Below are 24,639 nucleotides of genomic sequence, written 5' to 3'. Positions count from 1 at the left end.
GCGTACACCAAAACGGCTCTACGGACCTGTCTGCCCGAGCGGAACTGCTGGTAAGCGTGACCTAATCCACGGTCTTGGAGCACGGGGGGCGCACGCGGACACGCGGCTGTCCAACTGGTGAGACAGGCGCGCCGGTTGATGTCCGAAATCCGCAAGTTAAAGTTCCCATAACCTACTTGGATCACCAAGGCCCAGTCAAGATCTGTCTTTTATTGTCTCTGTCCGGTCAAATGCCTCCACGGTTGTTACTGGGGAGGACGGACACAAGTGAAGATCAGCCAACGGAGGGTCGTCAGATCCGCCGCCGTGGCCACGGTCGTCGCGCTGGGCGCGGCGACCCTTTCGGCACAGGTGGCGTACGCGACCGGAACGGCAGGGTCCGACCAGCCCGCCGCCGTCGAGCGCCATGACCCGGCGCAGGCCGAGCAGGGCGTCGAGCACGACCTCAAGGGCCCCTTCAGCAAGAAGAACGAAGCGCAGCGCAAGGCCGCCCTGGACAAGGTGCTGGCCGGGGACGCGAAGACCGAGCAGCGGGGCGGCTCGCAGGTCGTCCAGCTGGGCAAGGGCAAGTACGTCGAGCTGGCCCGGCAGAAGACCGACAAGATCTTCACGATCCTGGTGGACTTCGGCGACAAGGTCGACGACACCACGATGTACGACCCGGACGGGCCGGACGGCCCCAAGCCGCCCGTGAAGAAGTACGGCGGCACCCCGGGCCCGGCGCACAATCAGATAGCCGAGCCGGACCGTGCGAAGGACAACAGCACGGCCTGGCAGAAGGACTACGACCGCCAGCACTACCAGGACCTCTACTTCTCGCACGACAAGAAGAAGGAGTCCCTCGCCAAGTACTACGAGAAGCAGTCCTCGGGCCGCTACTCGGTCGACGGCCAGGTGACGGACTGGGTGCGGGTGCCCTGGAACGAGGCCCGTTACGGCTCCAACTACTGCGGTTCCACCAACTGCCCCAGCGCCTGGGACCTGGTGCGCGACGCCGTCAACAAGTGGGTCGAGGACCAGAAGGCCGCGGGCCGCAGCGACGCCGACATCAAGGCGACGCTCGCGCAGTACGACCAGTGGGACCGCAACGACTACAACCACAACGGCAACTTCAACGAGCCCGACGGCTACATCGACCACTTCCAGATCGTGCACGCCGGCGAGGACGAGTCCGCCGGCGGCGGCGCGCAGAAGACCGACGCCATCTGGGCCCACCGCTGGTACGCCTACGGCTCCGACGCGGGCAGGACCGGGCCGGCGGACAACAAGGCCGGCGGCACCCAGATCGGTGACACCGGCATCTGGGTCGGCGACTACACCATGCAGCCGGAGAACGGCGGCCTCGGCGTCTTCGCCCACGAGTACGGCCACGACCTGGGCCTCCCCGACGAGTACGACACCACGGGCAAGGGCGAATCGTCCGTCGACTACTGGTCGTTGATGTCGGCGGGCTCCTGGCTCGGCACGGGCAAGGACTCCATCGGTGACCTGCCCGGCGACATGAGCGCCTGGGACAAGCTCCAGCTCGGCTGGCTCAACTACGACAAGGCGAAGGCGGCGACGAGGTCGACGCACAAGCTGGGCGTGGCGGAGTACAACACCAAGGACAAGCAGGCACTCGTCGTCGACCTGCCCGACAAGGCGGTCAGGACCGACGTGGTCAAGCCCGCCGAGGGCGCCAAGCAGTGGTGGGGCGGCCAGGGCGACGACCTGAAGAACACCCTGACCCGGAGCGTCGACCTCACCGGCAAGTCCAAGGCCCGGCTGGACCTTTCGGGCTGGTGGGACATCGAGGCCAACTACGATTACCTCTACGCCGAGGTGTCCACCGACGGCGGCGCCGACTGGACGCCGCTCGACGGCACCGCCGACGGCAAGGCCATCACCCGGGACGGCGGCGACCGGCCCGCGCTGACCGGCACCTCCGGCGCGTACAAGAAGCTGGCGTACCCTCTGGACGCCTACGCGGGCAAGAAGATCGACCTGCGCTTCCGCTACCAGACCGACGGCGGCACCTCCGGCAAGGGCTTCACCGCCGACGCCATCAGCGTCACCGCCGACGGCACGGCCCTCTTCACGGACGGAGCCGAGGGCGACGACAACGGCTGGACCTCCCACGGCTTCTCGCGCATCGGCGAGTCCTTCACCAAGGACTACCCGCAGTACTACATCGCCGAGAACCGCCAGTACGTCTCCTACGACCAGACCCTCAGGACCGGCCCGTACAACTTCGGATGGAAGAGCACCCGGCCGGGCCGGGTCGAGCACTTCCCGTACCAGAAGGGCCTGTTGATCTGGAAGTGGGACACCTCGCAGCCCGACAACAACGTCGGCCTGCACCCGGGCACCGGCCGCATCCTGCCGGTCGACGCCCACCCCAAGGCGGAGAAGTGGGCCGACGGCTCGCTGATGCGCAACCGCTTCCAGGCGTACGACTCGACGTTCAGCTGGTTCCCGACGCAGGGCTACACCGTGCACAACGACGGCGTCGCCACCCGCGTCAAGGGCAAGCTCGGCACGCCGGTCTTCGACGACCACAAGGGCTCGTACTACGACGAGAGCAACCCGACGGGCGGCGTTCAGGTTACTGACACCAACACCAGGATCCGCATCCTCACCGAGGCGCTGAACGGCTCCACGATGACGATCCAGGTGGGCCCGTCCACCCGGTGAACCGCCAGTAATCGGCGTTTTCGCAGGTCAGACGCGCATCGGCCGTCGCCCTCTAGCGGGCGGCGGCCGATCGCGTTTAGATGACTGTCGTGACGCTCTTATTGACACAGGTGGGGGAGAGGTGGCGCGGATGGCAGGTGGCGGGTTCATGAAGCTGCCGGGCGGCAGCGTGGTCGTCGCCCTGTCGCTGCCGACGCCTCCGGGCGGCGGCGCACCGCCCGGAGGACGTGTCCGGGTCCTGGTCCACGCGGCGAACCGCGCGCGGGCGCTGACCCGCCTGCGCAACCTCGGCCTCCGGGCCGTCTACCTCAGGGGCAACAGCGAGCCCCCCACGCCGGACGAGATAACCGCGGTCCTGCACCACCCGGACGGCCTGGTCTGGCGAGCGGACCCGGGCGACGACACGGAGTCCTGGCACCCGATAGCAACCCTCTTCCCCCGCCGCCGCTCGGCGGCCTGAGCCGGCCTCGGCGTGTGTGCGGACCGTTGTGCCGGCCCGGCGGGATTACGGCCACATCAGCCACATCCAGCCCGTGGGGGCACCTCCCAGCGGTAGCTGGGGGAGATTGAGGACGTGCCCGCAGGGCACTCCCGCCGCAGGCGGCAACGGCGCCGCACCCGACCGACGGCCCGCACCCACACTCACCCGCCAGAAACCACCGGCTTCCCGCTCAGTTCCACGCCCGCCGCGCGGAGCTCGTCCAGGGCCTTCTCCGTCGTGTGGGGGGAGACGCCCGCGGTCAGGTCCAGCAGGACGTGCGTCGCGAAGCCCTCCGCGCGGGCGTCCAGGGCGGTGGCGCGGACGCAGTGGTCCGTGGCGATGCCGACGACGTCGACCTCCGTCACGCCCCGCTCGCGCAGCCAGTCGCCGAGCGTCGTGCCGTTCTCGTCGGTGCCCTCGAAGCCGCTGTACGCCGCCGCGTAGGCGCCCTTGTCGAAGACGGCCTCTATGGCGCCGGAGGCGATGACGGGCGCGACGTTCGGGTGGAAGCCGCTGCCCTCCGTGCCGGCCACGCAGTGCACCGGCCAGGAGTGCTCGAAGTCCGGATGCTCGGAGAAGTGATCGCCGGGATCTATGTGGTGGTCACGCGTCGCGACGATGTGACGGTAGCCCGGGGCGGCCTCACCGACGAGATCGGTGATGGCGGCGGCCACGTCGGCCCCGCCGGCCACCGCGAGGCTGCCGCCCTCGCAGAAGTCGTTCTGCACGTCGACGATGATCAGTGCACGTTGCATGGTGCGGATCCTTTGTGAAGGGCCCTCGGCCGACAGTGCGGATCAAGTCGCTGTGACCGAGGGTAGTGACTCCCGTGGCGTATTGGGAGGGGGTCTCGGCGCACCCGGGCCGCGCGCCGGTTCCGGTGCGCCCAGGTCAGCCCGCGGACCCCGCCCGTCAGACGTACTCCGTGGGCAGCACCGGCTCGCCGCGGGAGAGCTGGGTGGCCGACATGGGCAGCCCCTCCCGGGCCGCCTTGTGCCGGTCGCGGACGGCGTCCAGGGGCTCCCGGGCGACGGTCTCGCCGCCGCGTACGAGCTCCACGAGCAGCTGCCGGTCCGCGAGCTCCGGCGGCACCTCGCCGGTGCCCACGACCTCGGCCTCGGCCACGCCGTTCCCGTCGAGGCGGCGGGCGGCCCACTTGCGGCCGCCGACGGAGCTCTTGCCGCCCATCGACTTCTTGGCCACGGGCCGCAGCTCGGCGTCCGGGTCGCCGGAGTCCGCGCGGGCCACCAGTTTGTAGACCATCGAGCAGGTGGGGTGTCCGCTGCCGGTCACCAGCTGGGTGCCCACGCCGTAGGCGTCCACGGGGGCGGCGGCCAGGGAGGCGATGGCGTACTCGTCCAGGTCGCTGGTCACGACGATCTTCGTGTCGAAGGCGCCCAGGGCGTCGAGCTGCTGCCGCACCCGGTGGGCGAGCAGCAGCAGGTCGCCGGAGTCGATCCGTACGGCGCCCAGCTCGGGGCCCGCGATCTCCACGGCCATCCGGACGGCCTCGGTGACGTCGAAGGTGTCCACCAGGAGGGTGGTGCCCCCGCCGAGGGAGTCGACCTGTGCGGTGAAGGCGTCCCGCTCGCTGTCGTGCAGCAGCGTGAAGGCGTGCGCACTGGTGCCGACCGTCGGAATGTTGTATCGGAAGCCTGCCGCCAGGTCGGAGGTGCTGGCGAAGCCGCCGACGTAGGCGGCGCGGGAGGCGGCGACGGCCGCGAGCTCGTGCGTGCGCCGGGCGCCCATCTCGATCAGCGGCCGCCCGCCCGCGGCGGCCGACATCCGGGAGGCCGCGGCGGCGACCGCGGAGTCGTGGTTGAGGATCGAGAGGATGACGGTCTCCAGCAGCACCGCCTCGGCGAAGCTGCCCTCGACCCGCATGATCGGCGAGCCCGGGAAGTAGACCTCGCCCTCGGGGTAGCCCCAGATGTCACCGCGGAAGCGGAAGCCGGCCAGCCAGGCGAGCGTGGGCTCGTCGACGATGTGCTGGTCGGCCAGGAACTTCAGGACGTCCGGGTCGAAGCGGAAGTTCTCCACGGCGTCCAGGACGCGGCCGGTGCCCGCCACGACGCCGTAGCGGCGGCCCTCGGGGAGCCTGCGGGTGAAGACCTCGAACACCGAGCGCCGGTCCGCGGTGCCGGACCGCAGGGCGGCCTGGAGCATCGTGAGTTCGTAACGGTCGGTGAAGAGGGACGTCGACGGCACAGCCACCGGCAGTCCCAGGTCCGCAGCGTTCACTTCGCCCTACCTCGCATTTCCGTCCTGTCCTTCGCGACGATGCTACCGCGAATACTCGTCAGACTGACGATTTCTTGGGGGGCTGTTTGCCGGGACCCGTTTGTGCGTCGGCCCGGCGCGAGTGGCAGCATGGGAGGCGTGAGCGTTGCCCCTGTTGAGATCGAACGGCCCGAGTCGGGCGAGGCGCCCTACGCGGTGGCGGAGCCCGACGTTCCCTGGGTCACGTTGGTTCACAACGACCCTGTCAACCTTATGAGTTATGTGACGTATGTCTTCCAGGCCTACTTCGGATACCCCAAGGACAAGGCCCACAAGCTGATGCTCGACGTCCACCAGAAGGGCCGCGCCACCGTTTCCAGCGGGAGCCGCGAGGAGATGGAGCGTGACGTGCAGGCGATGCACGGGTACGGCCTGTGGGCGACCCTTTCGCAGGACCGCTGATGGCCGGGCACTTCGAGCCGCTCGCCGGCGGCGGGGCCGCCGTCGCGCTCGACGAGGTCGAGATCTCCATCCTGCGCAGCCTCGCCGTGCAGCTGCTGGAGCTGATCGGGCCGGGTGACGGGCACGGCCCGGACGACGCGGACCCGCTCGCCCGCCTCTTCGCGGAGGGCCCCAGCGAGCCGCCCGCCGACCCCGCCCTCGCCCGGCTCTTCCCCGATGCGTACGGTGAGCCCGGGTCCGCGCAGGATCCGCGGGAGCGCGCGCACGCGGCCGAATTCCGTCGCTATACGGAGAACGACCTGCGTGCCCGCAAGCGTGAGGACGCCCTCGGCGTCGTCCGCTCGCTGGACTCGCTGACCGCCGGCGGTGACCGTGGCGCGGTGCTGCGGCTGGCGCCGGAGGACTGCCGCCAGTGGCTGGGCGCGCTCAACGACCTCCGGCTGGCCATCGGCACCCGGCTGGAGATCGGGGACGAGGACGACAGCGACGAGCTCTTCCGGCTGCCGGACGAGGACCCCCGCAAGCCGATGGTGATGGCGTACCTCTGGCTGGGGGGTCTCCAGGAGACCCTCGTCGAGGCGCTGATGCCCTGACCGGGGACCGTACGGACCCCACGATTCCGTCCGGAATGCGAACACCCTTCATTGGGTGTTCGCTCAGCGGACGCTCAATTCCGGATAACGATCGAGTTACCGTAGTGGCCGCCAATGAGCGGCCTTTTTACATTTGTCCTACTTTAAAAGTGGCCCAGGCCACACGCGGGTAGACGATCTCATTGCGCCACGTGATAAATCTTCACGACCTGCCTCCGTGACGCCACCCATGTCGCGGCGGGAGCGCTTCGCCGGCCGACCGTCGGCATGCAGGACTCCATCCGGGGGGATCTGGACCCGGTCCGAATTGTCGGACCGGTATGGAGAAAGGCGCACCACCATGACCTCTGAGCAGGTCGCGGACCGCTCCGCCAACGCGGAGGCCGCACGGCAGGACGGAAGCGGACAGGACGCTTCCGAGGGTTACCAGCGGGGTCTGGGCAACCGGCAGATTCAGATGATCGCCATCGGCGGTGCCATCGGCACCGGCCTCTTCCTCGGCGCGGGCACCGCCATCCACAAGGCCGGACCCAGCCTGATCCTGGCCTACGCGATAGCCGGCCTCGTCATCTTCTTCATCATGCGCGCGCTCGGCGAGCTGCTCATGTACCGCCCGGTCTCGGGCTCCTTCTCCGACTACGCACGTGAATTCCTCGGCCCCTTCTGGGGATACGTGACCGGCTGGACGTACTGGCTCTTCTGGGTCGTCACCGGCATCACCGAGGTCACCGCCGCCGCCACCTATGTGAACTTCTGGTCCAAGGGCAGCATCCCGCAGTGGGCCTCGGCGCTCGGCTTCACGGTCGTCCTCTACTTCGCCAACCTGATCTCCGTGAAGCTCTTCGGTGAGCTGGAGTTCTGGTTCTCCATGGTCAAGGTCACCGCCATCATCGGCATGATCCTGATCGGCATCGGCGTGATCACCCTCGGCTTCTCCGACGCCGGTGACACCGCCACCTTCAGCAACCTCTGGTCGCACCACGGCTTCTTCCCCAACGGCATCAAGAGCACCCTGATGACGTTGCAGATCGTGATGTTCGCCTTCCTCGCCGTCGAGCTCGTCGGCGTCACCGCGGGCGAGGCCAAGGACCCCAAGAAGACGCTCCCCAAGGCGATCAACACCGTCCCGTGGCGGATCGCGGTCTTCTACATCGGCGCGCTCGTCATCATCCTGGCCGTCGTGCCGTGGACCGAGTTCATGCCCGGCGTCAGCCCCTTCGTGGCCGCCTTCGAGAAGATCGGCCTCCCCGCGGGCGCCGGCATCGTCAACTTCGTCGTCCTCACCGCCGCCCTTTCCTCCTGCAACTCCGGGATGTACTCCACCGGCCGCATGCTGCGCGACCTCGCGCTCAACGGCCAGGGCCCGAAGTTCTTCTCCCAGCTGACCAGGAACGGCCTGCCGCTGCGCGGCACGACCGCCTCCGCCGCCCTGATGCTGGTCGGCGTCTGGATCAACTACCAGTGGCCGGGCCAGGCGTTCACCTACGTCGTCTCCTTCGCCACCATCTCCGGCATGTGGGCCTGGATCATGATCCTCGTGGCCCAGCTCCGCTACCGCCGCATGGCCGACCGCGGCGAACTCCCGCAGTCCGAGTTCAAGGCCCCGGGCGCGCCCTGGACCAGTGCCTTCGCGCTCGCCTTCATCTTCATGGTGATCGTGCTGATGGGCATCGACAAGGACTCCCGCGTCTCGCTCTACTGCGCTCCCGTCTGGGCCGCGCTCATGGTCGTCTCCTACTACGCGCTCAAGCGCCGCAACCCGGAGGCGTTCGCCCGCAAGTCCCCCGAGCACTACGCGCGGCTGGCCGCGGCCACCCGCGCGGAGGCGGAACACGCGGCCTGACACCACCGCTGGTCACCACCAGGGCCCGCCCGTACCTTCCCAAGGTCCGGGCGGGCCCCCGTGTTTATCCTTGCCCCCATGCTGACCATCACCCAGGACCTCCACGACCGGATCGTCGCCCACGCCCGCGCCGACCACCCCGACGAGGCGTGCGGCGTGGTCGCCGGTCCCGCCGGCAGCGACCGGCCCGAGCGGTTCGTCCCCATGCTCAACGCGGCCCGCTCGCCCACCTTCTACGAGTTCGACTCCACCGACCTCCTCAAGCTCTACCGCGAGATGGACGACCACGACGAGGAACCCGTCGTCATCTACCACTCGCACACCGCCACCGAGGCCCACCCGTCCCGCACGGACATCAGCTACGCCAACGAGCCCGGCGCTCACTACGTCCTCGTCTCCACCGCCGACACCGACGACGCGGGCCCCTTCCAGTTCCGCTCCTTCCGGATCACCGACGGCCGGGTGACCGAGGAGGAAGTCCGCGTCGTGACTGCCTACTGAGACCGAAGGGTCCGCATGCCGGGACGAACTTCCGGGGCGCGCACAGGGAATCGATACGATGCGCCCATGGTTGCCGACAACGTGAGCGACAGGACGCCGAGCAGCACGCTGCTCACGGCGCGGCTCCACGTCGACCTGTGCCGGCTCGCCGGTGCGCTGTGTCCGCGCGGCACCGCCGCGTGACCCCCGCGGCGCGCACGCCTTCCCGTCGCCGCCGCCCCTCCCCGCACTCCGACAGGAGCACACCCATGGCCATCGAGGTCCGCATCCCGACCATCCTCCGCACCTACACCGACGGGCAGAAGGCCGTCCAGGGCGCCGGGGCCACGATCGACGAGCTCTTCAAGGACCTCGACGTCCGGCACCCCGGCATCCGCGAGCGCCTCGTCGACGAGGCCACCGGCGGCGAACTGCGCCGCTTCGTCAACGTCTACCTCAACGACGAGGACGTCCGCTTCCTCGCGGGCATCGCCACCGAACTCGGCGACGGCGACAGCGTCACCATCCTCCCGGCCGTGGCCGGCGGCATGGTCTGATCGGCGGGATCCCCGTGCGCTACGACAGCCCGCTGGCAGCGGTCGGCAACACCCCGCTCGTCCGCCTGCCGAGGCTCTCCCCGTCCGGCACCGTCCGGGTGTGGGCCAAGCTGGAGGACCGCAACCCCACCGGCTCGGTCAAGGACCGCCCGGCCCTGCACATGATCGAGCAGGCCGAGCGGGCCGGCCGGCTCACGCCCGGCTGCACCATCCTGGAGCCCACCTCAGGCAACACCGGCATCTCGCTGGCCATGGCGGCCCGCCTCAAGGGCTACCGCATCGTCTGCGTCATGCCGGAGAACACCAGCGAGGAGCGCCGCCAGCTGCTCGCCATGTGGGGCGCGGAGATCATCCCCTCGCCCGCCGCGGGCGGCTCCAACACCGCCGTGCGCAAGGCCAAGGAGCTCGCCGCGGAGCACCCCGACTGGGTGATGCTCTATCAGTACGGCAACCCCGACAACGCGGGCGCGCACTACGCCACCACCGGCCCCGAGATCCTCGCGGACCTCCCCGAGATCACCCACTTCGTCGCCGGCCTCGGCACCACCGGCACCCTCATGGGCGCCGGCCGCTATCTGCGCGAGCACGTGCCCGGCGTACGGATCGTGGCCGCCGAGCCCCGCTACGACGACCTCGTCTACGGGCTGCGCAACCTCGACGAGGGCTTCGTGCCCGAGCTCTACGACGAGTCCGTGCTCACCACGCGCTACTCCGTCGGCTCCGAGGACGCCGTCCGCCGCACCCGGCAACTCCTCACCGAGGAGGGCATCTTCGCCGGGATCTCCACCGGCGCCGCCCTGCACGCGGCGCTCGGGGTGGCCCGCAAGGCCGAACGGGCCGGGGAGCGCGCCGACATCGTCTTCGTCGTCGCCGACGGTGGCTGGAAGTACCTCTCCACCGGCGTCTACACCGCGGCCACCGACGAGGAGGCTGTCGCCGTCCTGCACGGCCAGCTCTGGGCCTGACGCCTCCCGCCTCCGCCGGCCCCGGCCGGCCGGGGCGGGAACAGGCTGGCCGGGAGTAGTCTCGACACCGCCGCCCCGCGGCATACGCGTCCGTACCGGTGACTTCAACCACAACCGAACCTCGCGGAGGAGCGACCGCCGACTTCGCGCCTTACGCTCGACGGACCGCATGGCCCCCCGTAACCAGCCCACGGAGGTTCAGGCCCGCATGAAGCTCACCGTCGTCGGATGCTCGGGGTCGTTCCCGTCCACGGAATCACCCTGTTCGAGCTACCTCGTAGAGGCCGACGGCTTCCGGCTGCTCCTCGACATGGGCAATGGTGCCCTCGGCGAATTGCAGCGCCACATCGGTCTCTACGACCTCGACGCCATCCTGCTGTCGCACCTGCACCCCGATCACTGCATCGACATGTGCGGCTATTTCGTCGCCCGCTACTACCGGCACGAGGGCGGCCGGGCGGAGGCCATCCCCGTCCACGGCCCGGAGGGCACCGAGCAGCGGCTCACCACCGCCTACGGCGACGTGGGCGAGAGCTGCATGGCGGAGGTCTTCGACTTCCGCACCCTGAAACCGGGCACCTTCACCCTCGGCCCGCTGACCGTGCGCACGGACCGCGTCCGCCACCCCGTCGAGGCGTTCGCCTTCCGCGTCGAGCACGACGGCAGCGCGCTCGTCTACTCCGGCGACACCGGCCCCTGCCAGGCCCTCCACGAGCTGTCCGTGGGCGCCGACCTCCTGCTGTGCGAGGCGTCGTTCACCCACGGCAAGGAGGACATCCCCGACCTCCACCTCAACGGCCTGGAGGCCGGCGAGCACGCCGCCCGCGCGGGTGTCGGCCGGCTGGTGCTCACGCACATCCCGCCGTGGACGGACCCGCTGACCAACCTCCGCGACGCCCGGGCCGCCTATGCCGGGCCGGTCGAGCTGGCCCGGTCCGGTGCGGTCTACGAGATTTAGCCGAGGTAATGGCATTTAAAAGGCGATAACGAGAAGGGCCCCCGGAATCCATGGGATTCCGGGGGCCCTTCTCGTTGTTTCTCGTTTTCCGGGAATTCCCGGGGAGTGTCAGGCCTTGAGCTCGGCCGACTCCTCCTCGGATTCACGGCCCGGCGTCTTCAGGTCGAACTTGATGATGGCGAAGCGGAAGACCACGTAGTAGACCGCCGCGAAGCACAGGCCGACCAGCGCCAGCAGCCACGGCTTCGAGGCGATGCCGAGGTTCAGCAGGAAGTCGATCGCGCCGGCGGAGAAGCCGAAGCCGTCCTTCATGCCGAGCGCCCAGGTCAGCGCCATGGAGACACCGGTCAGCACCGCGTGGATCGCGTACAGCACCGGGGCGATGAACATGAACGTGAACTCGATCGGCTCGGTCACACCGGTGACGAAGGCGGTGAGCGCGAGCGAGAACATCATGCCGCCGACGACCTTGCGGTTCTCGGGGCGGGCGCAGTGCACGATCGCCAGGCACGCGGCCGGCAGCGCGAACATCATGATCGGGAAGAAGCCGGTCATGAACTGGCCGGCGTTCGGGTCGCCCGCGAGGAAGCGCGCGATGTCGCCGTTGACGGCGCCCTTGGGGCCGTCGTAGGAACCGGCCTGGAACCACGGGAAGGAGTTCAGCAGGTGGTGCATGCCGATCGGGATCAGCGCGCGGTTGGCGACACCGAAGATGCCCGCGCCGACGGCGCCGGAGCCGACCAGCCACTCACCGAAGTTGTGCAGGCCGGAGCCCAGCACCGGCCAGATGTAGCCGAAGGCCACGCCTATGAGGAGACCCGCGAAGGACGACAGGATCGGCACCAGGCGGCGGCCGCCGAAGAAGCCCGCCCAGTCCGGCAGCTTGGTGCGGTAGAAGCGCTGATAGAGCAGCGCGACCACGAGGCCCATCACGATGCCGCCGAGGACCTTGGCGTCGACCGCCTGTTCCACCATGGCGACCTTGTGGTCGACCACGGCCTCCTTCTTCGGCAGGCTGCCGTCGGTGAAGGTGCCCAGCACCTTCTGGAAGACCAGGTAACCGGCCACGGCGGCCAGCGCGGTGGAGCCGTCCGACTTCTTGGCGTAGCCGATCGCGACACCGACGGCGAACAGCAGCGCCATGTTGTCGAGGATCGCGCCGCCACCCGCGGACATGAACTCGGCGATCTTGTTCAGGAACTCCGGGAAGGACTTCCTGCCCAGCATGTCGTCCTGGCCCAGGCGGACCATCAGCGCGGCCGCGGGGAGCACCGCGACCGGCAGCATCAGGCTGCGGCCGATGCGCTGCGCGACGGCCATGGCACCGGCGCCGAACTTCTTCTTCTCCGGCGCGGCGTCATCAGGCGCCGTCTTCGCCGCCTTGGCGCTCTTACTCATCGGATTCCTCCAGGTGAGGCGGGCGCTCGGGGGGAAGGGGGGACGGCCCGCAATCTGGTCTACACCACTCAGTGGTTTAGACCTGTTGTAGCACGTGAGTCAGGGATAAAGGAATCCATCGTTCCCGGTGGTCTCGGACACAGGCCGGCGCCCGACGACAAACCGTCCCCGGGCCCAAGGCCCGGGGACGGCGTTTTACCTGGAGCGGCGGCGTTAAACCCAGCGCAGTGTCACTGGATCCTCACTTCACGTTCCTCTTTACCTGACGTTACTTGACGTTGTCCTGCTCGATCTCCTCCGCGAGCTCTTCCGGCTCGCGCCCCGGCGTCGGCAGGTCGAACTTCGTAATCGCGAACCGGAAAAGCACGTAGTAGACCACCGCCAGGCACAGCCCGATCGGAATGATCAGCCACGGCTTCGTCGCCAGCCCCCAGTTGATGACGTAGTCGATCAGGCCCGCCGAGAAGCTGAAGCCGTCGTGCACCCCGAATCCCCACGTCACCGCCATCGACACCCCCGTGAGCAGGGCGTGGATGACATAGAGCGCCGGAGCGATGAAGAGGAACGAATACTCGATCGGCTCCGTGATGCCCGTGACGAACGACGTCAGGCCGACGGACAGCATCATCCCGCTCACCACCTTGCGGCGGTGCGGCTTCGCGCAGTGCGCGATGGCCAGCGCCGCGGCGGGCAGCGCGAACATCATGATCGGGAAGAAACCGGTGGTGAACTGGCCCGCGTGCGGGTCGCCCGCCAGGAAGCGGTTGATGTCACCGTGCACCACCGTGCCGTCCGGCTTGGTGTAGTCGCCGAACTGGAACCACATGAAGGTGTTGAGGAACTGGTGGAGCCCGACCACCAGCAGCGCGCGGTTGGCCACGCCGAAGACACCCGAGCCCGTCGACCCCAGGTCCGACAGCCACTTGCTGAAGCTCGTCAGCGCGTCACCGACCGGCGGCCAGACCCCCAGGCAGATCACCGCGAAGACCAGCGCGACGAACGACATCAGGATCGGCACCAGACGGCGGCCGTTGAAGAAGCCCAGCCAGTCCACCAGCCGCACCTTGTGGAAGCGCATCCAGAACCAGGCGCTCAGCAGCCCGATGACGATGCCGCCGAACACCCCGGGGTTCTGGAACGTCGCCGGGGACGCCGCACCCGCGCCCGTCACACAGACCCCGCTCCACAGCCCGGCCCCGCCGAACTTCGTCTCGTGCGGGCAGTCCTCGGGGAATTGGTGCAGCACCGAGAAATAGACGAGGAAGGCCACCACCGCGGCCAGCGCCGTCGAGCCGTCCGCCTTCTTGGCCATGCCGATGGCCACGCCCACGCAGAACAGCAGCGGCAGCCCCAGCCCCGAGTCCAGCAGCGCGCCGCCCGCGCCCGCGAAGACCTTGGCCACGTCCGTCCAGCCCAGCCCGTCCTTGCCGAAGACGTCCGGCTGCCCCAGCCGGTTGAGGATGCCCGCCGCGGGCAGCACCGCGATCGGCAACTGGAGGCTGCGGCCCATCTTCTGGAGGTTCTGGAAGAGGCCCTGCGTCCATGTCTTCCCCCGTGGGGCCGCCGCGGCGTTCGAACTCATCTCGGTCCCTCCGCCTGCCGCCCCGGCGGCAGTCCACTCGGTGCTTTGCCGCATACTGGTGTAGACCACTTGCGGTGTGTGCCGGGCCTTCCGGAGCGCGGCGCCGGTTGGTCGCCATCTTTCGCTAGATGGCGGACATACGCCCACGTAACTGGTCTGAACGTGGGTTACCGTGTGAAAGCCGGTCGGCGAGACCGCCGAAGGGCCAGAGACAACCAGGAGCGAGCATGGCCAGCAAGGCTGAGAAGATCGTCGCCGGGCTCGGCGGGATCGACAACATCGAAGAGGTCGAGGGCTGCATCACCCGCCTCCGCACCGAGGTCGTCAACCCCGACCTCGTCGACGAGGCCGCGCTCAAGGCCGCCGGCGCCCACGGCGTCGTCAAGATGGGCACCGCCATCCAGGTCGTCATCGGCACCGACGCCGACCCGATCGCCGGCGAGATCGAAGACATGATGTGAGCCACTGAGCTCCCGCGAAGGGCCCCGCGCCCGTCCCGCACGAACCGTCCCCCGGTTCGACACGGACCGGAACGGGGCCCTTCGCGTTGCCTATAGGCTCATCACCATGTCTCGCATCGACGGCCGCACCCCCGATCAGCTCCGCCCCGTGACCATCCAGCGCGGGTGGAGCAAGCACGCCGAAGGCTCCGTCCTCATCTCCTTCGGGGACACCAAGGTGTTCTGCACCGCCAGCGTCACCGAAGGCGTGCCGCGCTGGCGCAAGGGCACCGGCGAGGGCTGGGTCACCGCCGAATACTCGATGCTGCCCCGCTCCACCAACACCCGCGGCGACCGCGAGTCCGTGCGCGGCAAGATCGGCGGCCGCACCCACGAGATCTCCCGCCTCATCGGCCGCTCCCTGCGCGCCGTGATCGACTTCAAGGCGCTCGGCGAGAACACGATCGTCCTCGACTGCGACGTCCTCCAGGCCGACGGCGGCACCCGCACCGCGGCCATCACCGGCGCGTACGTCGCGCTGGCCGACGCGATCACCTGGGCCCAGGGCAAGAAGCTGATCAAGCACGGCCGCCAGCCGCTCACCGGCACGGTCTCCGCCGTCAGCGTCGGCATCGTCGACGGCGTCCCCCTCCTCGACCTCTGCTACGAGGAGGACGTCCGCGCCGAGACCGACATGAACGTCGTCTGCACCGGCGACGGCCGCTTCGTCGAGGTCCAGGGCACCGCCGAGGCCGAGCCCTTCGCCCGCGACGAGCTCAACGCCATCCTCGACCTCGCCGTCGGCGGCTGCGCCACGCTCGACACGGCCCAGCGCGAGGCACTCGCCGGGACGCTCTGACGCTGCGCTTGCGGCGGTTCGTTGCCGGGTACGGCGCCCTGCCGCCTGCGGCGGGGCGCCCTGCGGGCATGTCCTCAATCGCCGGACGGGCTGGATTCGGTACAGGTTGACGATCACGTGCGGTGAATCAAGCTTGTCCGGCGATTGAGGGCACCGTCGTCGTGCGGCGACCGGCGGGGATAATCCGGCGTATGAAGCGCCTGATCCTCGCCACCCGCAACGCCAACAAGGTCACCGAACTCCGCGCCATCCTCGAAGCGGCCGGTCTCGACGTCGAACTCGTCGGCGCCGACGCCTACCCCGGGATCCCGGACGTCAAGGAGACCGGCGTCACCTTCGCCGAGAACGCCCTCCTCAAGGCCCACGCCCTGGCCGCGGCCACCGGCGTCCCGGCCGTCGCCGACGACTCGGGCCTGTGCGTGGACGTCCTCAACGGCGCCCCCGGCATCTTCTCCGCCCGCTGGTCCGGCACCCACGGCGACGACAAGGCCAACCTCGGCCTCCTCCTCGCCCAGCTCGGCGACATCGCCGACGAGCACCGCGGGGCCCACTTCGCGTGCGCGGCCGCCCTGGCCCTCCCCGACGGCACGGAACGCGTCGTCGAAGGCCGCCTGGAGGGCACCCTCCGCCACGAGCCGTCGGGCTCGGGCGGCTTCGGCTACGACCCGATCCTCCAGCCGCTGGGGGAGACGCGGACGTGCGCCGAGATGACGGCGGAGGAGAAGAACGCGATCAGCCACCGGGGGAAGGCGTTCCGGGGGCTGGCGGTGGTGGTGGGGGAGTTTTTGGGGTGAGTGGCGGGGTAACGGCAAACGGCCCGCGAACCGAACATTCGATTCGCGGGCCGTTCTCGGTGCGGCGGAAGGGATTCGAACCCTCAAGCCGTTTCACGGGCCACAGATCCTAAGTCTGCTGCGTCACCTCTGCGCCACCGCCGCTAGCCGCCAGCCATGGTAGCGGGCTGGCGGCTGTGGTGGCGACGGGGGCGTGGTCGTGGTCACTGTCTCCGTCGGTGGCTGCCTCCTCGGCACCAGGTGCTCGTGATGGCATGGCAGTTGGGGCACAGCGGGCGAAGGTTCTCGATGCGATTGTTGCGCCGATTTCCATCGATGTGATCCACCTCGATCGGAAGCGGATGGCCTTGCCACAGCGGTTCGATGCCGCACAACGCGCATTGCTCCTCGAAGCCGGAGTCCAGCAGTGCCCGTTTGAGGCGATCGCCGTGAACCCGGCTCGCGTTGGAGGGATCCTGCTCGACGAGCAGCTCTGCGAGTGTGCGGTGCTGGCTTCTTCAGAGGACAGCCTCGTACACACCAACGACCGCACTCCCGATCGGTTACGCCGTACGGGGCGACGTCAGAACCGTGGTTCCCGGGTCTGGGACGTCACGATCTCCGCCGCTTCCTCGGGCGTCGAGACCGACGGCGGGGAGCCTTCCAGTGGCTGGCGGGCCGTTTCCTTCATGCAGGCGACGGCCACCATGCCGACGACGGCCGCGCCCGTCGTGTAGAAGGCGGGGGCCATGTCGCTGCCCGTGGTGTGGATGAGGCCGGTCATCACCAGCGGGGTCGTGCCACCGAAGAGGGACGTGGAGATGTTGTACCCGATGGCCAGGGAGCCGTAGCGGACCGAGGTGGGGAAGAGCGCGGGGAGCGCCGCGGACATGGTGCCGAGCAGGCAGACCAGCGGCAGGCCCAGCATCAGCATGCCGCCGGAGACGGCGACGACACCGCCCTGTTTGAGCAGCAGGAACGCGGGTGCCGACAGCAGCGCGAAGCCTCCCATGCCCGCCATCAGCAGCGGCTTGCGGCCGACGCGGTCGTTGAGCCGGCCGACGAAGGTGATCACCACCATCAGCAGGGCCATCGTGGCGATGAGGATGACCAGGCCGTGGGTGTCGTCGTAGTCGAGCTGGTCGGTCAGATACGTCGGCATGTAGGAGAGCAGCATGTAGTCGGTGATGCCGTACGCCCCGGCGAGGACGACGCACAGCAGCAGCCGCTGCCAGTGGGCGGTGAAGATCTGCTTGAGCTCGGTGGCTTCGACGTCGGGGCGTTCGCCGTCCGTGCCGGCCATCGCGTTCTCCTCCTCCAGCTTCCGGAAGGCGGGGGTGTCCTCCAGCCGCAGCCGCAGGTAGAGGCCGACGAGGCCGAGCGGCCCGGCGACGAGGAAGGGCAGGCGCCATCCCCAGTCCTCCATCGTGGCGCTGCCGAGCGCCGAGTTCATGACGGTCACCAGCCCGGCGGCGCCGATGTAGCCGGCGAGGGTGCCGAATTCGAGGAAGCTGCCGAAGAAGCCGCGGCGCTTGTCGGGGGCGTATTCGGCGATGAAGGTGGCCGCGCCGCCGTATTCGCCGCCGGTGGAGAAGCCCTGGAGCATCCGGAAGCAGATCAGCAGGACGGGCGACCAGAAGCCGATGGACGCGTAGGAGGGGATGAGGCCGATCGCGCAGGTGCCGACGGCCATGAGGACCATGGTCAGGGCGAGGACGCGCTTGCGGCCGACGCGGTCGCCGAGCGGCCCGAAGAAGAGGCCGCCCAGGGGCCGTACGAGGAAGGCGACGGCGAAGGTCGCGAGGGAGGACAGCAGCCGGACGGTGTCGTTGCCGGAGGGGAAGAAGACATTGCCGAGGGTGACCGCGAGATAGCTGTAGATCCCGAAGTCGAACCACTCCATGGCGTTGCCGAGCGCCGCCGCCTTGACGGCGCGTCTGACGGTCCGCTCGTCGGTGACGGTGATGTCCGTACGACGCAGCCGCGGGTTCCGGCGCCGGACGACGGCGCGGAAGAGGGCCGGGTGCCGCCTGACGGCCTCCGGGTCGCGGTCGGATGAGGTCTCGGTGCTGCTGCCGGTGGGCACGGCTCGTTGTCCTTCTCTGCTCGGCCGCGCTGAGGGGCGGCAGTGCTGGTACGGGCGCTTCGTGCGTCTGCGCGCTGCGCGGCGGCTCAAACCGGTCCGGGGCGGGTTCAGGAGATTGGTCACGTCCGCGCCGCGCGGAAGGGCGCGGTCCGCGGCTTGCCCGGGGAGAACCTGATATAGGCATGAAGGGAACGCGCCGCCCGATTTCCCCGTCACTCAGAGCGGGGCCCCCATGACCGCCCCGCCAGCGTTCCCCACCGAGGAAGAGAGGCCGATGGCCGACCGTGCCGAGCCCCGCCGGGCCAGCATGCGCACTGTTCTGGCGATCTTCGCGGCGGTGACCGTCCTGGCGCTCGGCGGTGTGTGGTTCAGCCAGGCGCAGGACCGGGCGAGCGCGGTGTCCGACGCGCCGAAGACGGCGGCGGCGCAGAAGTCGCCGCAGCCGGTGCGCGAGGTGCCGCAGGACACGGTGGAGGCGGCCGGCCCCGAGGGGCTGCCGGGTGTGCGGGAGTGCGGGCTGGGCTCGGCGACCGTGGAGCCCGAGATCATCACGCTGAACTGCTCGAACACCGGCATGGTGGCGAGTGGCATCAAGTGGGCGCACTACGGGGCGGACGGCGCGGACGGCCGCGGCGTGGTCCAGGTCTCGGGTGCCGCCAACGGCGCGGCCGCGGCGACCTATCCGGCCCGCTTCCGGCTGTACGGCGTGAAGAACGTCGACGGCGTGCTGGCCTTCACCGGAATCGACGTCGACTACACCGGGGCCACGCCTCTGGGGGAGTCGAAGGAAACGTACTCGATCACGTGATGGGTATCCGTGGCCGGATCGCTCTGGCGATCTCTTTCGTGACCGCGCTCGCGGTGGTGGTGCTCGGTATCGCCGTGCACCACATCTCGGCGGTGGAGCGCGCGCGGCAGGCGCAGTCGTACCAGGACGACCTGCTGAGTTCGGCGCTCCAGGTGTATCAGCGGGACGGTCTGCTCGCGCTCGGGGCGCAGCTGGACGACTCGACGCTGCCGGCTCCGCTGGTGAAGCGGGTGGCCAAGGGCAAGCCCGGTACGTACGTGAGCGACGGCGCCGATCCGCGGGTGTGGGCGGCGACGTCGGTGGGGGACGGCAAGGTGCTGTCGGTGTCGGCGCCCTATCCGGACCGTGATCCCTTGCAGAAGGCGCTCGACAAGGCGCTGCTGGTGGCGGGTGCCGCGACGGTGGCGCTGATGGCGGTGGTCGCGTGGTTCGTGGCGCAGAGCCTGTCGCGGCGGCTGCGGCGCAGCGCGGCCGCAGCGCGCCGGATCGCGGCCGGCGGGGAGCCGGACGCGGAGGCGCTGCTGGCGGGTGGCCGGGACGAGGTCGCGGAGTTGGGCCGGTCGGTGCACCACATGGCGGCGTCGCTGGCGGCGCGGGTGGAGGCGGAGCGGGAGTTCACGGCGGACGTGGCGCATGAGCTGCGGACGCCGGTGGCGGGCCTGGTGGCGTCGGCGGAGCTGTTGCCGCATCCGCGCGCGGTGGAGATGGTGCGGGAGCGGGCGCAGACGATGCGGTCGCTGGTGGAGGACCTCCTGGAGGTCTCCCGGCTGGACTCCGGTGTGGAGCGGGCGCAGCTGGATCCGGTGGAGTTGCCTTCGCTGGTGCGGGGGATCGTGAAGCGGGCGCGGGGGCAGCGTGGGGTCGACGACGTGTCGGTCGAGGTGGTCGGCGAGGGCCGGATCGTGGCGACGGACGCGCGCCGGGTCGAGCGGATCCTGGTGAACCTGCTGGGGAACGCGGCCAAGCACGGGAAGCCGCCGATCGAGGTGCGGGTGGAGGGTACGCGGATCGTGGTGCGTGACCACGGTGGCGGCTATCCGCCGGAGCTGGTGGACCAGGGGCCGCGGCGGTTCCGTACGGCGGCGCCGGAGCGGGGCACCGGGCACGGTCTGGGGCTGACGATCGCGGTGGGTCAGGCGGTGGTGCTGGGCGCGAGTCTGGAGTTCGGCACGGCGGAGGGCGGCGGCGCGGAGGCGGTGCTGGATCTTCCGGAGGCGGATCCTCCGGCGGAGGACGGGTGAGGGCTCCGGCCCCGGCACGGGTGGGGGCTCCGGCCCCGGCGCCGGCCGGGACCGGAGCCGCGGGTCACAGCCCCAGGTCCTTGATGATCTTCGCGACGTGGCCCGTGGCCTTGACGTTGTAGAGGGCGCGCTCCACCTTGCCGTCCTCGTCCACGACGACCGTGGAGCGGATGACGCCGGTCACGGTCTTGCCGTACAGCTTCTTCTCGCCGAAGGCCCCGTAGGCCTCCAGCACCTTCTTCTCCGGGTCGCCGACCAGCGTGACCTTGAGCTCCTCCTTGTCGCGGAACTTCGCGAGCTTCTCCGGCTTGTCGGGGGAGACGCCGATGACGTCGTAGCCGTGGCCGGCGAGGAAGTCGAGGTTGTCGGTGAAGTCGCAGGCCTGCTTGGTGCAGCCGGGCGTGAGGGCGGCGGGGTAGAAGTAGACGATGACCTTGCGCCCCTTGTGGTCGGCGAGGGAGACCTGCTTGCCGTCCGCGTCGGGCAGGGAGAAGGCGGGGGCGGTGTCGCCGGGCTGAAGTCGCTCGCTCATGAGGTCTCCTCGTCGGGGGGTCGCGCGGGGTGCCCCGCGCGGGCTGTCCGGTCCCCGAGGGTAGTCAGCTCCTCGATCGGGGGTGCCGTGGGGCACGGGGTCCGGTGAGCTGACAGACTGTCGTCATCACTCATCATCACTCTTTTCGAGACGACGGAGGCAGCGCGGTGTCGGATGCCAGGACCCCTGCGCAGATCGAGGCGGACATCGCCCGCAGGCGGAACGAGCTCGCCGTGACGCTCGACGAGATCGGTGTGCGCATGCACCCGAGGACGATCGTGGGCGATGCGAAGGCCAAGGTCGCCTCGAAGGTGGACCAGACCGCGGGCCGCGCCTATGTGGCGGCGAACCAGCTGGTCTCGGACGTGCGGTCCCGTTTCGTCGCCGAGGACGGCACGCCGCGGCTGGACCGGATCGTGCCGGTGGCGATGGTCGCGGTCGGCGTGGTCGGGCTGCTGACCCTCTCCTCGCGCCGCCGCCGGGCGTAGGTCACACCGGCGGATCCGCGGCCCGCGGCCTCGGGGCCGCGCCCGGGCGGGTACGGTCATGGCGTGAGTACGCACACCACCCACGACAAGCTGCCCATCCGGATGCTCCACGACCGGGTGCTGGTCCGGACCGACATCCCGGAGGGCGAGCGCCGGTCCAGCGGCGGCATCGTCATCCCGGCGACGGCGGCGGTGGGCCGCCGGCTGGCCTGGGCGGAGGTCGTGGCGGTCGGGCAGAGCGTGCGCACGGTGGAGCCGGGCGACCGGGTGCTCTACGACCCGGAGGACCGCGCCGAGGTGGAGGTCCGCGGTGTGGCGTACGTCCTGATGCGCGAGCGGGACCTGCACGCGGTGGCGGCGGAGCGGCTGGAGGGTTCCGAGGACTCCACGGGGCTCTATCTCTGACGTACGGCCTCTGACATACGGCCCGCCGTCCGTGATCTCTGACGTACGGGAGCCCGCCGTCCGTGATTCTCCCTTTTTGATACCGTCGGAAGAACCCGACGAGACGCGCCGTACCGGGTCATGACAAGACGACGCACCCCTGTAGGAACTTTCCACGGAGGTGCCGTCATGGCATGGGTCCTGCTCGCTGTCGCGGGTCTGCTCGAGGTCGCCTGGTCGATCGGTATGAAGTACACCGAAGGGTTCACCAGGCTCTGGCCGAGCGTGTTCACCATCGCGGGTATCGCCGCCAGCATGCTCCTGCTGTCGCAGGCCGCGCGCACGCTGCCGATCGGTACGGCCTACGGCGTGTGGGTCGGTATCGGTGCGGCCGGCGCGGCGGTGTTCGGTATGGCGGTGCTGGGCGAACCGGCGACCGCCGCGCGGATCTTCTTCGTCGTGCTGCTGCTGGTGGCCGTGGTGGGCCTCAAGGCGACCTCGGGCCATTGAGCCCTTCCGTGCGTCAGTAGTCGCCCAGGAGCGAGTCCCGGTCACCCCCGTGCCGCCCGGCGTCCTTCGGTTCGTTCGGGAAGAGCGTGAAGGGCGGCAGGGTGGGGAGCCCGGTCGGCGGGCCCGGCAGGGTCGGGGGCCCGGTCGGCCGGCGCGGCGGCGTGGGGGGCTGCGGCGGGAGGTTGCTGGGCGGCGCGGACGCCGTGGGCGGGGCGCTGGTCTCCGGGGGCGCCGACGTCGTCGGGGGCTCCAGGGTCGGCGGGGGTTCGCCGCCGGAGGTCTGGAGGTCGAAGTCCTTGACGGCGGTGCCTTCCAGGGCCACCTCGGTGTAGGCGGCCCAGATGTCCGCGGGCGCGCCGCCGCCGTTGATGCGGGGCAGCCCGGTCGCGCCGTAGAGCGACTTCTGTGTGCCGGTGTCGGAGTCCTGGCCCATGACCGCGACGACTGTGGCCAGGTCGGGGGTGTAACCGGCGAACCAGGCGGCCTTGTCCTCCTCCGCGGTGCCCGTCTTGCCGGCCGCGGGCCGCCCGGCGGCCTGCGCGGTGGAGCCGGTGCCGTTGTCGACGACGCTCTTGAGCACGGCGGTGGTGGTGTCGGCGGCGTCGCGGGTGACGGCGCGCTTGGGCTCCTTGCCGGGCAGCTCGACGTTCTCGCCGCCCTTGGTCACCTTGTCGACCAGGGTGTACGGGCCGTGCCGGCCGTGGTTGGCGAGCGTGGCGTACGCCTGGGTCATGTCCAGGACGCTGGCGGTGGCCACGCCCAGCGCGATGGAGGGGTAGCCGGTCAGCTCGGGGGTCTTGGCGGGGATGCCGAGGGCGACGGCGGTGTCCTTGACCTTGCCCGGGCCGACGTCCTGCGCCATCTGGGCGTAGACGGCGTTGACGGAGAGGTCGGTGGCCTTGGTGACGGTGATCTGCCCGTAGGACTTGTCGTCCTCGTTGGCGGGCGCGTAGCCGACGGGCCCGTTCCGCCCTTGCACAGGGCGCTTGTTGGTGCCGTCGTAGACGGTGTTGGGGGTGATCGGGCGGCCGTCCTGTGTGGTGGAGTCGTTCTCGACGGCCGAGGTGAGGACGAAGGGCTTGAAGGTGGAGCCGACCTGGTAGTCGCGGCGGGTGGCGTTGTTGACGTACTGCTTGGTGTAGTCGATGCCGCCGTAGAGGGCGACGACCCGGCCGGTCGTGGGGTCGATGGAGGCGCCGCCCGCGCGGACGTAGCGGTCGACCTGGCGGTCCTCGCTGAGGTCGTCCATCAGCTGCTTCTGCACGGCGTTGACGAAGGCGTCCTGCTTCTTCCTGTCGATCGTCGTGGTGATGCGATAACCGCCGCGGGCCAGCGTCTGCTCGTCGACGATCTTGTTGTCGGTGGTGAGGTAGTCCTTGACTGCCTCCACGAGATAGCCCCGCTGCCCGGACATGCCCAGCCGCGGCCGGGACTTGCCGGGGGAGGGGAACTTCATGGCGGTGCGCTCGTTCGCGTCGAGCCACTTCTTCTTGACCATGCCGTCGAGGACGTAGTTCCAGCGGCCCATGGCCCGGGGCTTGTTCTCCGGGTGCGCGCCGACGTCGTAGGCGCTGGGCGCGTTGAGGAGCGTCGCGAGATAGGCGCCCTCGGCGGCGTTCAGCTTGTCGGAGTCCTTGTTGTAGTACGCCTGGGCGGCGGCCTGGATGCCGTAGGCGTTGCGCCCGAAGTAGCTGGTGTTCAAATAGCCTTCGAGGATCTCGTCCTTGCTCTCCTCGCGGTCGAGCTTGATCGCGATGAAGAACTCCTTCACCTTGCGGCTGACGGTCTGCTCCTGGCCCAGGTAATAGTTCTTGACGTACTGCTGGGTGATCGTGGAGCCGGACTGCTTGCCCTTGCCGGTGGCGGTGTTCCACGCGGCGCGGAGCATCGCCTCGGGGTTGACGGCGGACTCGGAGTAGAAGTCGCGGTCCTCGGCGGCGAGCACGGCGTGCTGGACGACCTTGGGGACCCGGCTCAGCGACACGCTCTCGCGGTTGACCTCGCCGTCGCGCGCCAACTGGGTGCCGTCGGCGTAGAGATACACATTGCTCTCCGCGGTGGCCGCGCTGTTGGCCAGCGGGATGTTCACCAGCATGTAGCCGGCGACGAGACCGCCCGCGATGAGCAGGACGATCAGCAGGAAGCCGCCGAGGACCATGCGCCAGGTCGGCAGGAGCCTGCGCCAGCCGGTGCGCTTGGGGCGGCGGGGCCGGGCGGAACCGCCGGGGCCGGTGGCGCCGTCCGGGGTCGGGCCCGCACGGCGGGAGCGCTCATCACCGCCGTCCGGCTGCTGCTGTGACTGCTCG

The 24,639-nt window shown here is 69.7% G+C and carries 26 protein-coding genes, 1 tRNA gene and 1 riboswitch; of the genes, 18 read left to right on the top strand and 9 right to left on the bottom strand.

Annotation, left to right across the window (positions count from 1 at the left end; translation table 11 throughout):
- Nucleotides 1-267: 267 nt before the first annotated feature.
- Nucleotides 268-2,673 carry an immune inhibitor A domain-containing protein gene (locus tag AB0435_RS14365; RefSeq protein ID WP_366427113.1) on the top strand — a complete coding sequence of 802 codons (2,406 nt, stop codon included), beginning with the start codon at nucleotides 268-270 and terminating at the stop codon, nucleotides 2,671-2,673.
- A 130-nt stretch (nucleotides 2,674-2,803) separates the two neighbouring features.
- On the top strand, nucleotides 2,804-3,133 hold the full coding sequence (locus tag AB0435_RS14360; RefSeq protein WP_366004217.1) for a hypothetical protein: 330 nt from the start codon (nucleotides 2,804-2,806) through the stop codon (nucleotides 3,131-3,133).
- Between the two features lie 182 nt (nucleotides 3,134-3,315).
- On the opposite strand, the gene AB0435_RS14355 is transcribed toward AB0435_RS14360, so the two are convergent.
- A complete protein-coding gene (locus tag AB0435_RS14355) occupies nucleotides 3,316-3,909 on the bottom strand; it encodes an isochorismatase family protein (RefSeq protein ID WP_366004216.1) in 594 nt (197 codons plus the stop codon).
- A 157-nt stretch (nucleotides 3,910-4,066) separates the two neighbouring features.
- A complete protein-coding gene (locus AB0435_RS14350) occupies nucleotides 4,067-5,395 on the bottom strand; it encodes a nicotinate phosphoribosyltransferase (RefSeq protein WP_366004215.1) in 1,329 nt (442 codons plus the stop codon).
- 129 nt (nucleotides 5,396-5,524) lie between these two features.
- On the opposite strand from AB0435_RS14350, the gene clpS reads away from it, so the two are divergent.
- The 8 genes from clpS to AB0435_RS14310 all read left to right on the top strand — a co-directional run bounded on the left by clpS (nucleotide 5,525) and on the right by AB0435_RS14310 (nucleotide 11,232).
- A complete protein-coding gene (gene clpS / locus AB0435_RS14345; RefSeq protein WP_366427112.1) occupies nucleotides 5,525-5,836 on the top strand; it encodes an ATP-dependent Clp protease adapter ClpS in 312 nt (103 codons plus the stop codon).
- Complete coding sequence (locus AB0435_RS14340) at nucleotides 5,836-6,429, top strand: DUF2017 domain-containing protein (RefSeq protein ID WP_366004213.1); 594 nt, start codon at nucleotides 5,836-5,838, stop codon at nucleotides 6,427-6,429. The genes clpS and AB0435_RS14340 overlap by 1 nt, the downstream gene beginning before the upstream one ends.
- A 340-nt stretch (nucleotides 6,430-6,769) precedes the next feature.
- Nucleotides 6,770-8,272 carry an amino acid permease gene (locus tag AB0435_RS14335; protein ID WP_366427111.1) on the top strand — a complete coding sequence of 501 codons (1,503 nt, stop codon included), beginning with the start codon at nucleotides 6,770-6,772 and terminating at the stop codon, nucleotides 8,270-8,272.
- Between the two features lie 78 nt (nucleotides 8,273-8,350).
- A complete protein-coding gene (locus tag AB0435_RS14330) occupies nucleotides 8,351-8,773 on the top strand; it encodes a M67 family metallopeptidase (RefSeq protein ID WP_366004211.1) in 423 nt (140 codons plus the stop codon).
- A gap of 66 nt (nucleotides 8,774-8,839) precedes the next feature.
- A complete protein-coding gene (locus AB0435_RS14325) occupies nucleotides 8,840-8,956 on the top strand; it encodes a putative leader peptide (protein ID WP_366004210.1) in 117 nt (38 codons plus the stop codon).
- Nucleotides 8,957-9,021: 65 nt separating this feature from the next.
- A complete protein-coding gene (locus tag AB0435_RS14320; RefSeq protein WP_366004209.1) occupies nucleotides 9,022-9,309 on the top strand; it encodes a MoaD/ThiS family protein in 288 nt (95 codons plus the stop codon).
- 14 nt (nucleotides 9,310-9,323) lie between these two features.
- Entirely contained in the window at nucleotides 9,324-10,274 is a 951-nt protein-coding gene (locus tag AB0435_RS14315) for a cysteine synthase (protein ID WP_366004208.1), read from the top strand.
- A gap of 208 nt (nucleotides 10,275-10,482) precedes the next feature.
- On the top strand, nucleotides 10,483-11,232 hold the full coding sequence (locus AB0435_RS14310) for an MBL fold metallo-hydrolase (RefSeq protein WP_366004207.1): 750 nt from the start codon (nucleotides 10,483-10,485) through the stop codon (nucleotides 11,230-11,232).
- A gap of 108 nt (nucleotides 11,233-11,340) precedes the next feature.
- Here the strand turns inward: AB0435_RS14310 and AB0435_RS14305 are convergent, their stop codons facing one another.
- Both AB0435_RS14305 and AB0435_RS14300 read right to left on the bottom strand, forming a co-directional pair.
- Entirely contained in the window at nucleotides 11,341-12,630 is a 1,290-nt protein-coding gene (locus tag AB0435_RS14305; protein ID WP_366004206.1) for a PTS transporter subunit EIIC, read from the bottom strand.
- 268 nt (nucleotides 12,631-12,898) lie between these two features.
- Entirely contained in the window at nucleotides 12,899-14,212 is a 1,314-nt protein-coding gene (locus AB0435_RS14300; protein WP_366004205.1) for a PTS transporter subunit EIIC, read from the bottom strand.
- A 128-nt stretch (nucleotides 14,213-14,340) separates the two neighbouring features.
- Here AB0435_RS14300 and AB0435_RS14295 point away from each other — a divergent pair, with 128 nt between their 5' ends.
- The 3 genes from AB0435_RS14295 to rdgB all read left to right on the top strand — a co-directional run bounded on the left by AB0435_RS14295 (nucleotide 14,341) and on the right by rdgB (nucleotide 16,305).
- Nucleotides 14,341-14,673: a PTS glucose/sucrose transporter subunit IIB gene (locus tag AB0435_RS14295; protein ID WP_366427110.1), complete on the top strand. Its 333-nt coding sequence runs from the start codon at nucleotides 14,341-14,343 to the stop codon at nucleotides 14,671-14,673.
- Nucleotides 14,674-14,779: 106 nt separating this feature from the next.
- Nucleotides 14,780-15,511, top strand: coding sequence for a ribonuclease PH (rph, locus tag AB0435_RS14290; protein WP_366004203.1), 732 nt, complete (start codon nucleotides 14,780-14,782; stop codon nucleotides 15,509-15,511).
- A gap of 191 nt (nucleotides 15,512-15,702) precedes the next feature.
- Nucleotides 15,703-16,305, top strand: coding sequence for an RdgB/HAM1 family non-canonical purine NTP pyrophosphatase (rdgB, locus tag AB0435_RS14285; RefSeq protein ID WP_366427109.1), 603 nt, complete (start codon nucleotides 15,703-15,705; stop codon nucleotides 16,303-16,305).
- Nucleotides 16,306-16,365: 60 nt separating this feature from the next.
- On the opposite strand, the gene AB0435_RS14280 is transcribed toward rdgB, so the two are convergent.
- From AB0435_RS14280 to AB0435_RS14270, 3 genes are all read right to left on the bottom strand, one after another.
- Nucleotides 16,366-16,449 (bottom strand) — tRNA-Leu (locus AB0435_RS14280).
- Nucleotides 16,450-16,508: 59 nt separating this feature from the next.
- Complete coding sequence (locus AB0435_RS14275; RefSeq protein WP_366004238.1) at nucleotides 16,509-16,631, bottom strand: HNH endonuclease; 123 nt, start codon at nucleotides 16,629-16,631, stop codon at nucleotides 16,509-16,511.
- 236 nt (nucleotides 16,632-16,867) lie between these two features.
- The gene (locus tag AB0435_RS14270) at nucleotides 16,868-18,370 is read right to left on the bottom strand and encodes an MFS transporter (protein WP_366427108.1); all 1,503 of its coding nucleotides are present in this window, start codon (nucleotides 18,368-18,370) and stop codon (nucleotides 16,868-16,870) included.
- Between the two features lie 232 nt (nucleotides 18,371-18,602).
- Between AB0435_RS14270 and AB0435_RS14265 the strand changes: the two genes are divergently transcribed.
- Nucleotides 18,603-19,178, top strand: coding sequence for a hypothetical protein (locus AB0435_RS14265; protein WP_366004200.1), 576 nt, complete (start codon nucleotides 18,603-18,605; stop codon nucleotides 19,176-19,178).
- On the top strand, nucleotides 19,178-20,419 hold the full coding sequence (locus AB0435_RS14260; protein ID WP_366004199.1) for a HAMP domain-containing sensor histidine kinase: 1,242 nt from the start codon (nucleotides 19,178-19,180) through the stop codon (nucleotides 20,417-20,419). Before AB0435_RS14265 ends, AB0435_RS14260 begins: the two co-directional genes overlap by 1 nt.
- A 64-nt stretch (nucleotides 20,420-20,483) precedes the next feature.
- Here the strand turns inward: AB0435_RS14260 and bcp are convergent, their stop codons facing one another.
- Nucleotides 20,484-20,951: a thioredoxin-dependent thiol peroxidase gene (bcp, locus tag AB0435_RS14255; protein ID WP_366004198.1), complete on the bottom strand. Its 468-nt coding sequence runs from the start codon at nucleotides 20,949-20,951 to the stop codon at nucleotides 20,484-20,486.
- Between the two features lie 167 nt (nucleotides 20,952-21,118).
- On the opposite strand from bcp, the gene AB0435_RS14250 reads away from it, so the two are divergent.
- From AB0435_RS14250 to AB0435_RS14240, 3 genes are all read left to right on the top strand, one after another.
- The gene (locus tag AB0435_RS14250) at nucleotides 21,119-21,439 is read left to right on the top strand and encodes a DUF3618 domain-containing protein (protein WP_366004197.1); all 321 of its coding nucleotides are present in this window, start codon (nucleotides 21,119-21,121) and stop codon (nucleotides 21,437-21,439) included.
- A 102-nt stretch (nucleotides 21,440-21,541) separates the two neighbouring features.
- Entirely contained in the window at nucleotides 21,542-21,844 is a 303-nt protein-coding gene (locus tag AB0435_RS14245; protein WP_058046871.1) for a co-chaperone GroES, read from the top strand.
- A 67-nt stretch (nucleotides 21,845-21,911) separates the two neighbouring features.
- Nucleotides 21,912-21,982, top strand: a riboswitch (guanidine-III (ykkC-III) riboswitch).
- Between the two features lie 30 nt (nucleotides 21,983-22,012).
- Complete coding sequence (locus tag AB0435_RS14240) at nucleotides 22,013-22,333, top strand: SMR family transporter (protein WP_366004196.1); 321 nt, start codon at nucleotides 22,013-22,015, stop codon at nucleotides 22,331-22,333.
- A 13-nt stretch (nucleotides 22,334-22,346) separates the two neighbouring features.
- Here AB0435_RS14240 and AB0435_RS14235 read toward each other — a convergent pair whose 3' ends face one another.
- Nucleotides 22,347-24,491: a transglycosylase domain-containing protein gene (locus AB0435_RS14235; protein WP_366427157.1), complete on the bottom strand. Its 2,145-nt coding sequence runs from the start codon at nucleotides 24,489-24,491 to the stop codon at nucleotides 22,347-22,349.
- Between the last annotated feature and the right edge of the window lie 148 nt (nucleotides 24,492-24,639).

Source organism: Streptomyces sp. NPDC051173, from assembly GCF_040689515.1.
Lineage (GTDB): Bacteria > Actinomycetota > Actinomycetes > Streptomycetales > Streptomycetaceae > Streptomyces.
The sequence above is the reverse complement of the archived record's forward strand: the minus strand, read 5'-3'. Positions and strand labels throughout refer to the sequence as shown.

What these genes read in the sequence shown, in the direction of transcription:
- AB0435_RS14360 (WP_366004217.1), top strand. Translation starts at nt 2,804, where the DNA reads ATGGCAGGTGGCGGGTTCATGAAGCTGCCGGGCGGCAGCGTGGTCGTC.
- AB0435_RS14355 (WP_366004216.1), bottom strand. Translation starts at nt 3,909, where the DNA reads ATGCAACGTGCACTGATCATCGTCGACGTGCAGAACGACTTCTGCGAG.
- clpS (WP_366427112.1), top strand. Translation starts at nt 5,525, where the DNA reads ATGGGAGGCGTGAGCGTTGCCCCTGTTGAGATCGAACGGCCCGAGTCG.
- AB0435_RS14340 (WP_366004213.1), top strand. Translation starts at nt 5,836, where the DNA reads ATGGCCGGGCACTTCGAGCCGCTCGCCGGCGGCGGGGCCGCCGTCGCG.
- AB0435_RS14335 (WP_366427111.1), top strand. Translation starts at nt 6,770, where the DNA reads ATGACCTCTGAGCAGGTCGCGGACCGCTCCGCCAACGCGGAGGCCGCA.
- AB0435_RS14330 (WP_366004211.1), top strand. Translation starts at nt 8,351, where the DNA reads ATGCTGACCATCACCCAGGACCTCCACGACCGGATCGTCGCCCACGCC.
- AB0435_RS14325 (WP_366004210.1), top strand. Translation starts at nt 8,840, where the DNA reads ATGGTTGCCGACAACGTGAGCGACAGGACGCCGAGCAGCACGCTGCTC.
- AB0435_RS14320 (WP_366004209.1), top strand. Translation starts at nt 9,022, where the DNA reads ATGGCCATCGAGGTCCGCATCCCGACCATCCTCCGCACCTACACCGAC.
- AB0435_RS14310 (WP_366004207.1), top strand. Translation starts at nt 10,483, where the DNA reads ATGAAGCTCACCGTCGTCGGATGCTCGGGGTCGTTCCCGTCCACGGAA.
- AB0435_RS14305 (WP_366004206.1), bottom strand. Translation starts at nt 12,630, where the DNA reads ATGAGTAAGAGCGCCAAGGCGGCGAAGACGGCGCCTGATGACGCCGCG.
- AB0435_RS14300 (WP_366004205.1), bottom strand. Translation starts at nt 14,212, where the DNA reads ATGAGTTCGAACGCCGCGGCGGCCCCACGGGGGAAGACATGGACGCAG.
- AB0435_RS14295 (WP_366427110.1), top strand. Translation starts at nt 14,341, where the DNA reads ATGGCGGACATACGCCCACGTAACTGGTCTGAACGTGGGTTACCGTGT.
- rph (WP_366004203.1), top strand. Translation starts at nt 14,780, where the DNA reads ATGTCTCGCATCGACGGCCGCACCCCCGATCAGCTCCGCCCCGTGACC.
- rdgB (WP_366427109.1), top strand. Translation starts at nt 15,703, where the DNA reads ATGAAGCGCCTGATCCTCGCCACCCGCAACGCCAACAAGGTCACCGAA.
- AB0435_RS14265 (WP_366004200.1), top strand. Translation starts at nt 18,603, where the DNA reads ATGACCGCCCCGCCAGCGTTCCCCACCGAGGAAGAGAGGCCGATGGCC.
- AB0435_RS14260 (WP_366004199.1), top strand. Translation starts at nt 19,178, where the DNA reads ATGGGTATCCGTGGCCGGATCGCTCTGGCGATCTCTTTCGTGACCGCG.
- bcp (WP_366004198.1), bottom strand. Translation starts at nt 20,951, where the DNA reads ATGAGCGAGCGACTTCAGCCCGGCGACACCGCCCCCGCCTTCTCCCTG.
- AB0435_RS14245 (WP_058046871.1), top strand. Translation starts at nt 21,542, where the DNA reads ATGCTCCACGACCGGGTGCTGGTCCGGACCGACATCCCGGAGGGCGAG.
- AB0435_RS14240 (WP_366004196.1), top strand. Translation starts at nt 22,013, where the DNA reads ATGGCATGGGTCCTGCTCGCTGTCGCGGGTCTGCTCGAGGTCGCCTGG.
- AB0435_RS14235 (WP_366427157.1), bottom strand. Translation starts at nt 24,491, where the DNA reads ATGGTCCTCGGCGGCTTCCTGCTGATCGTCCTGCTCATCGCGGGCGGT.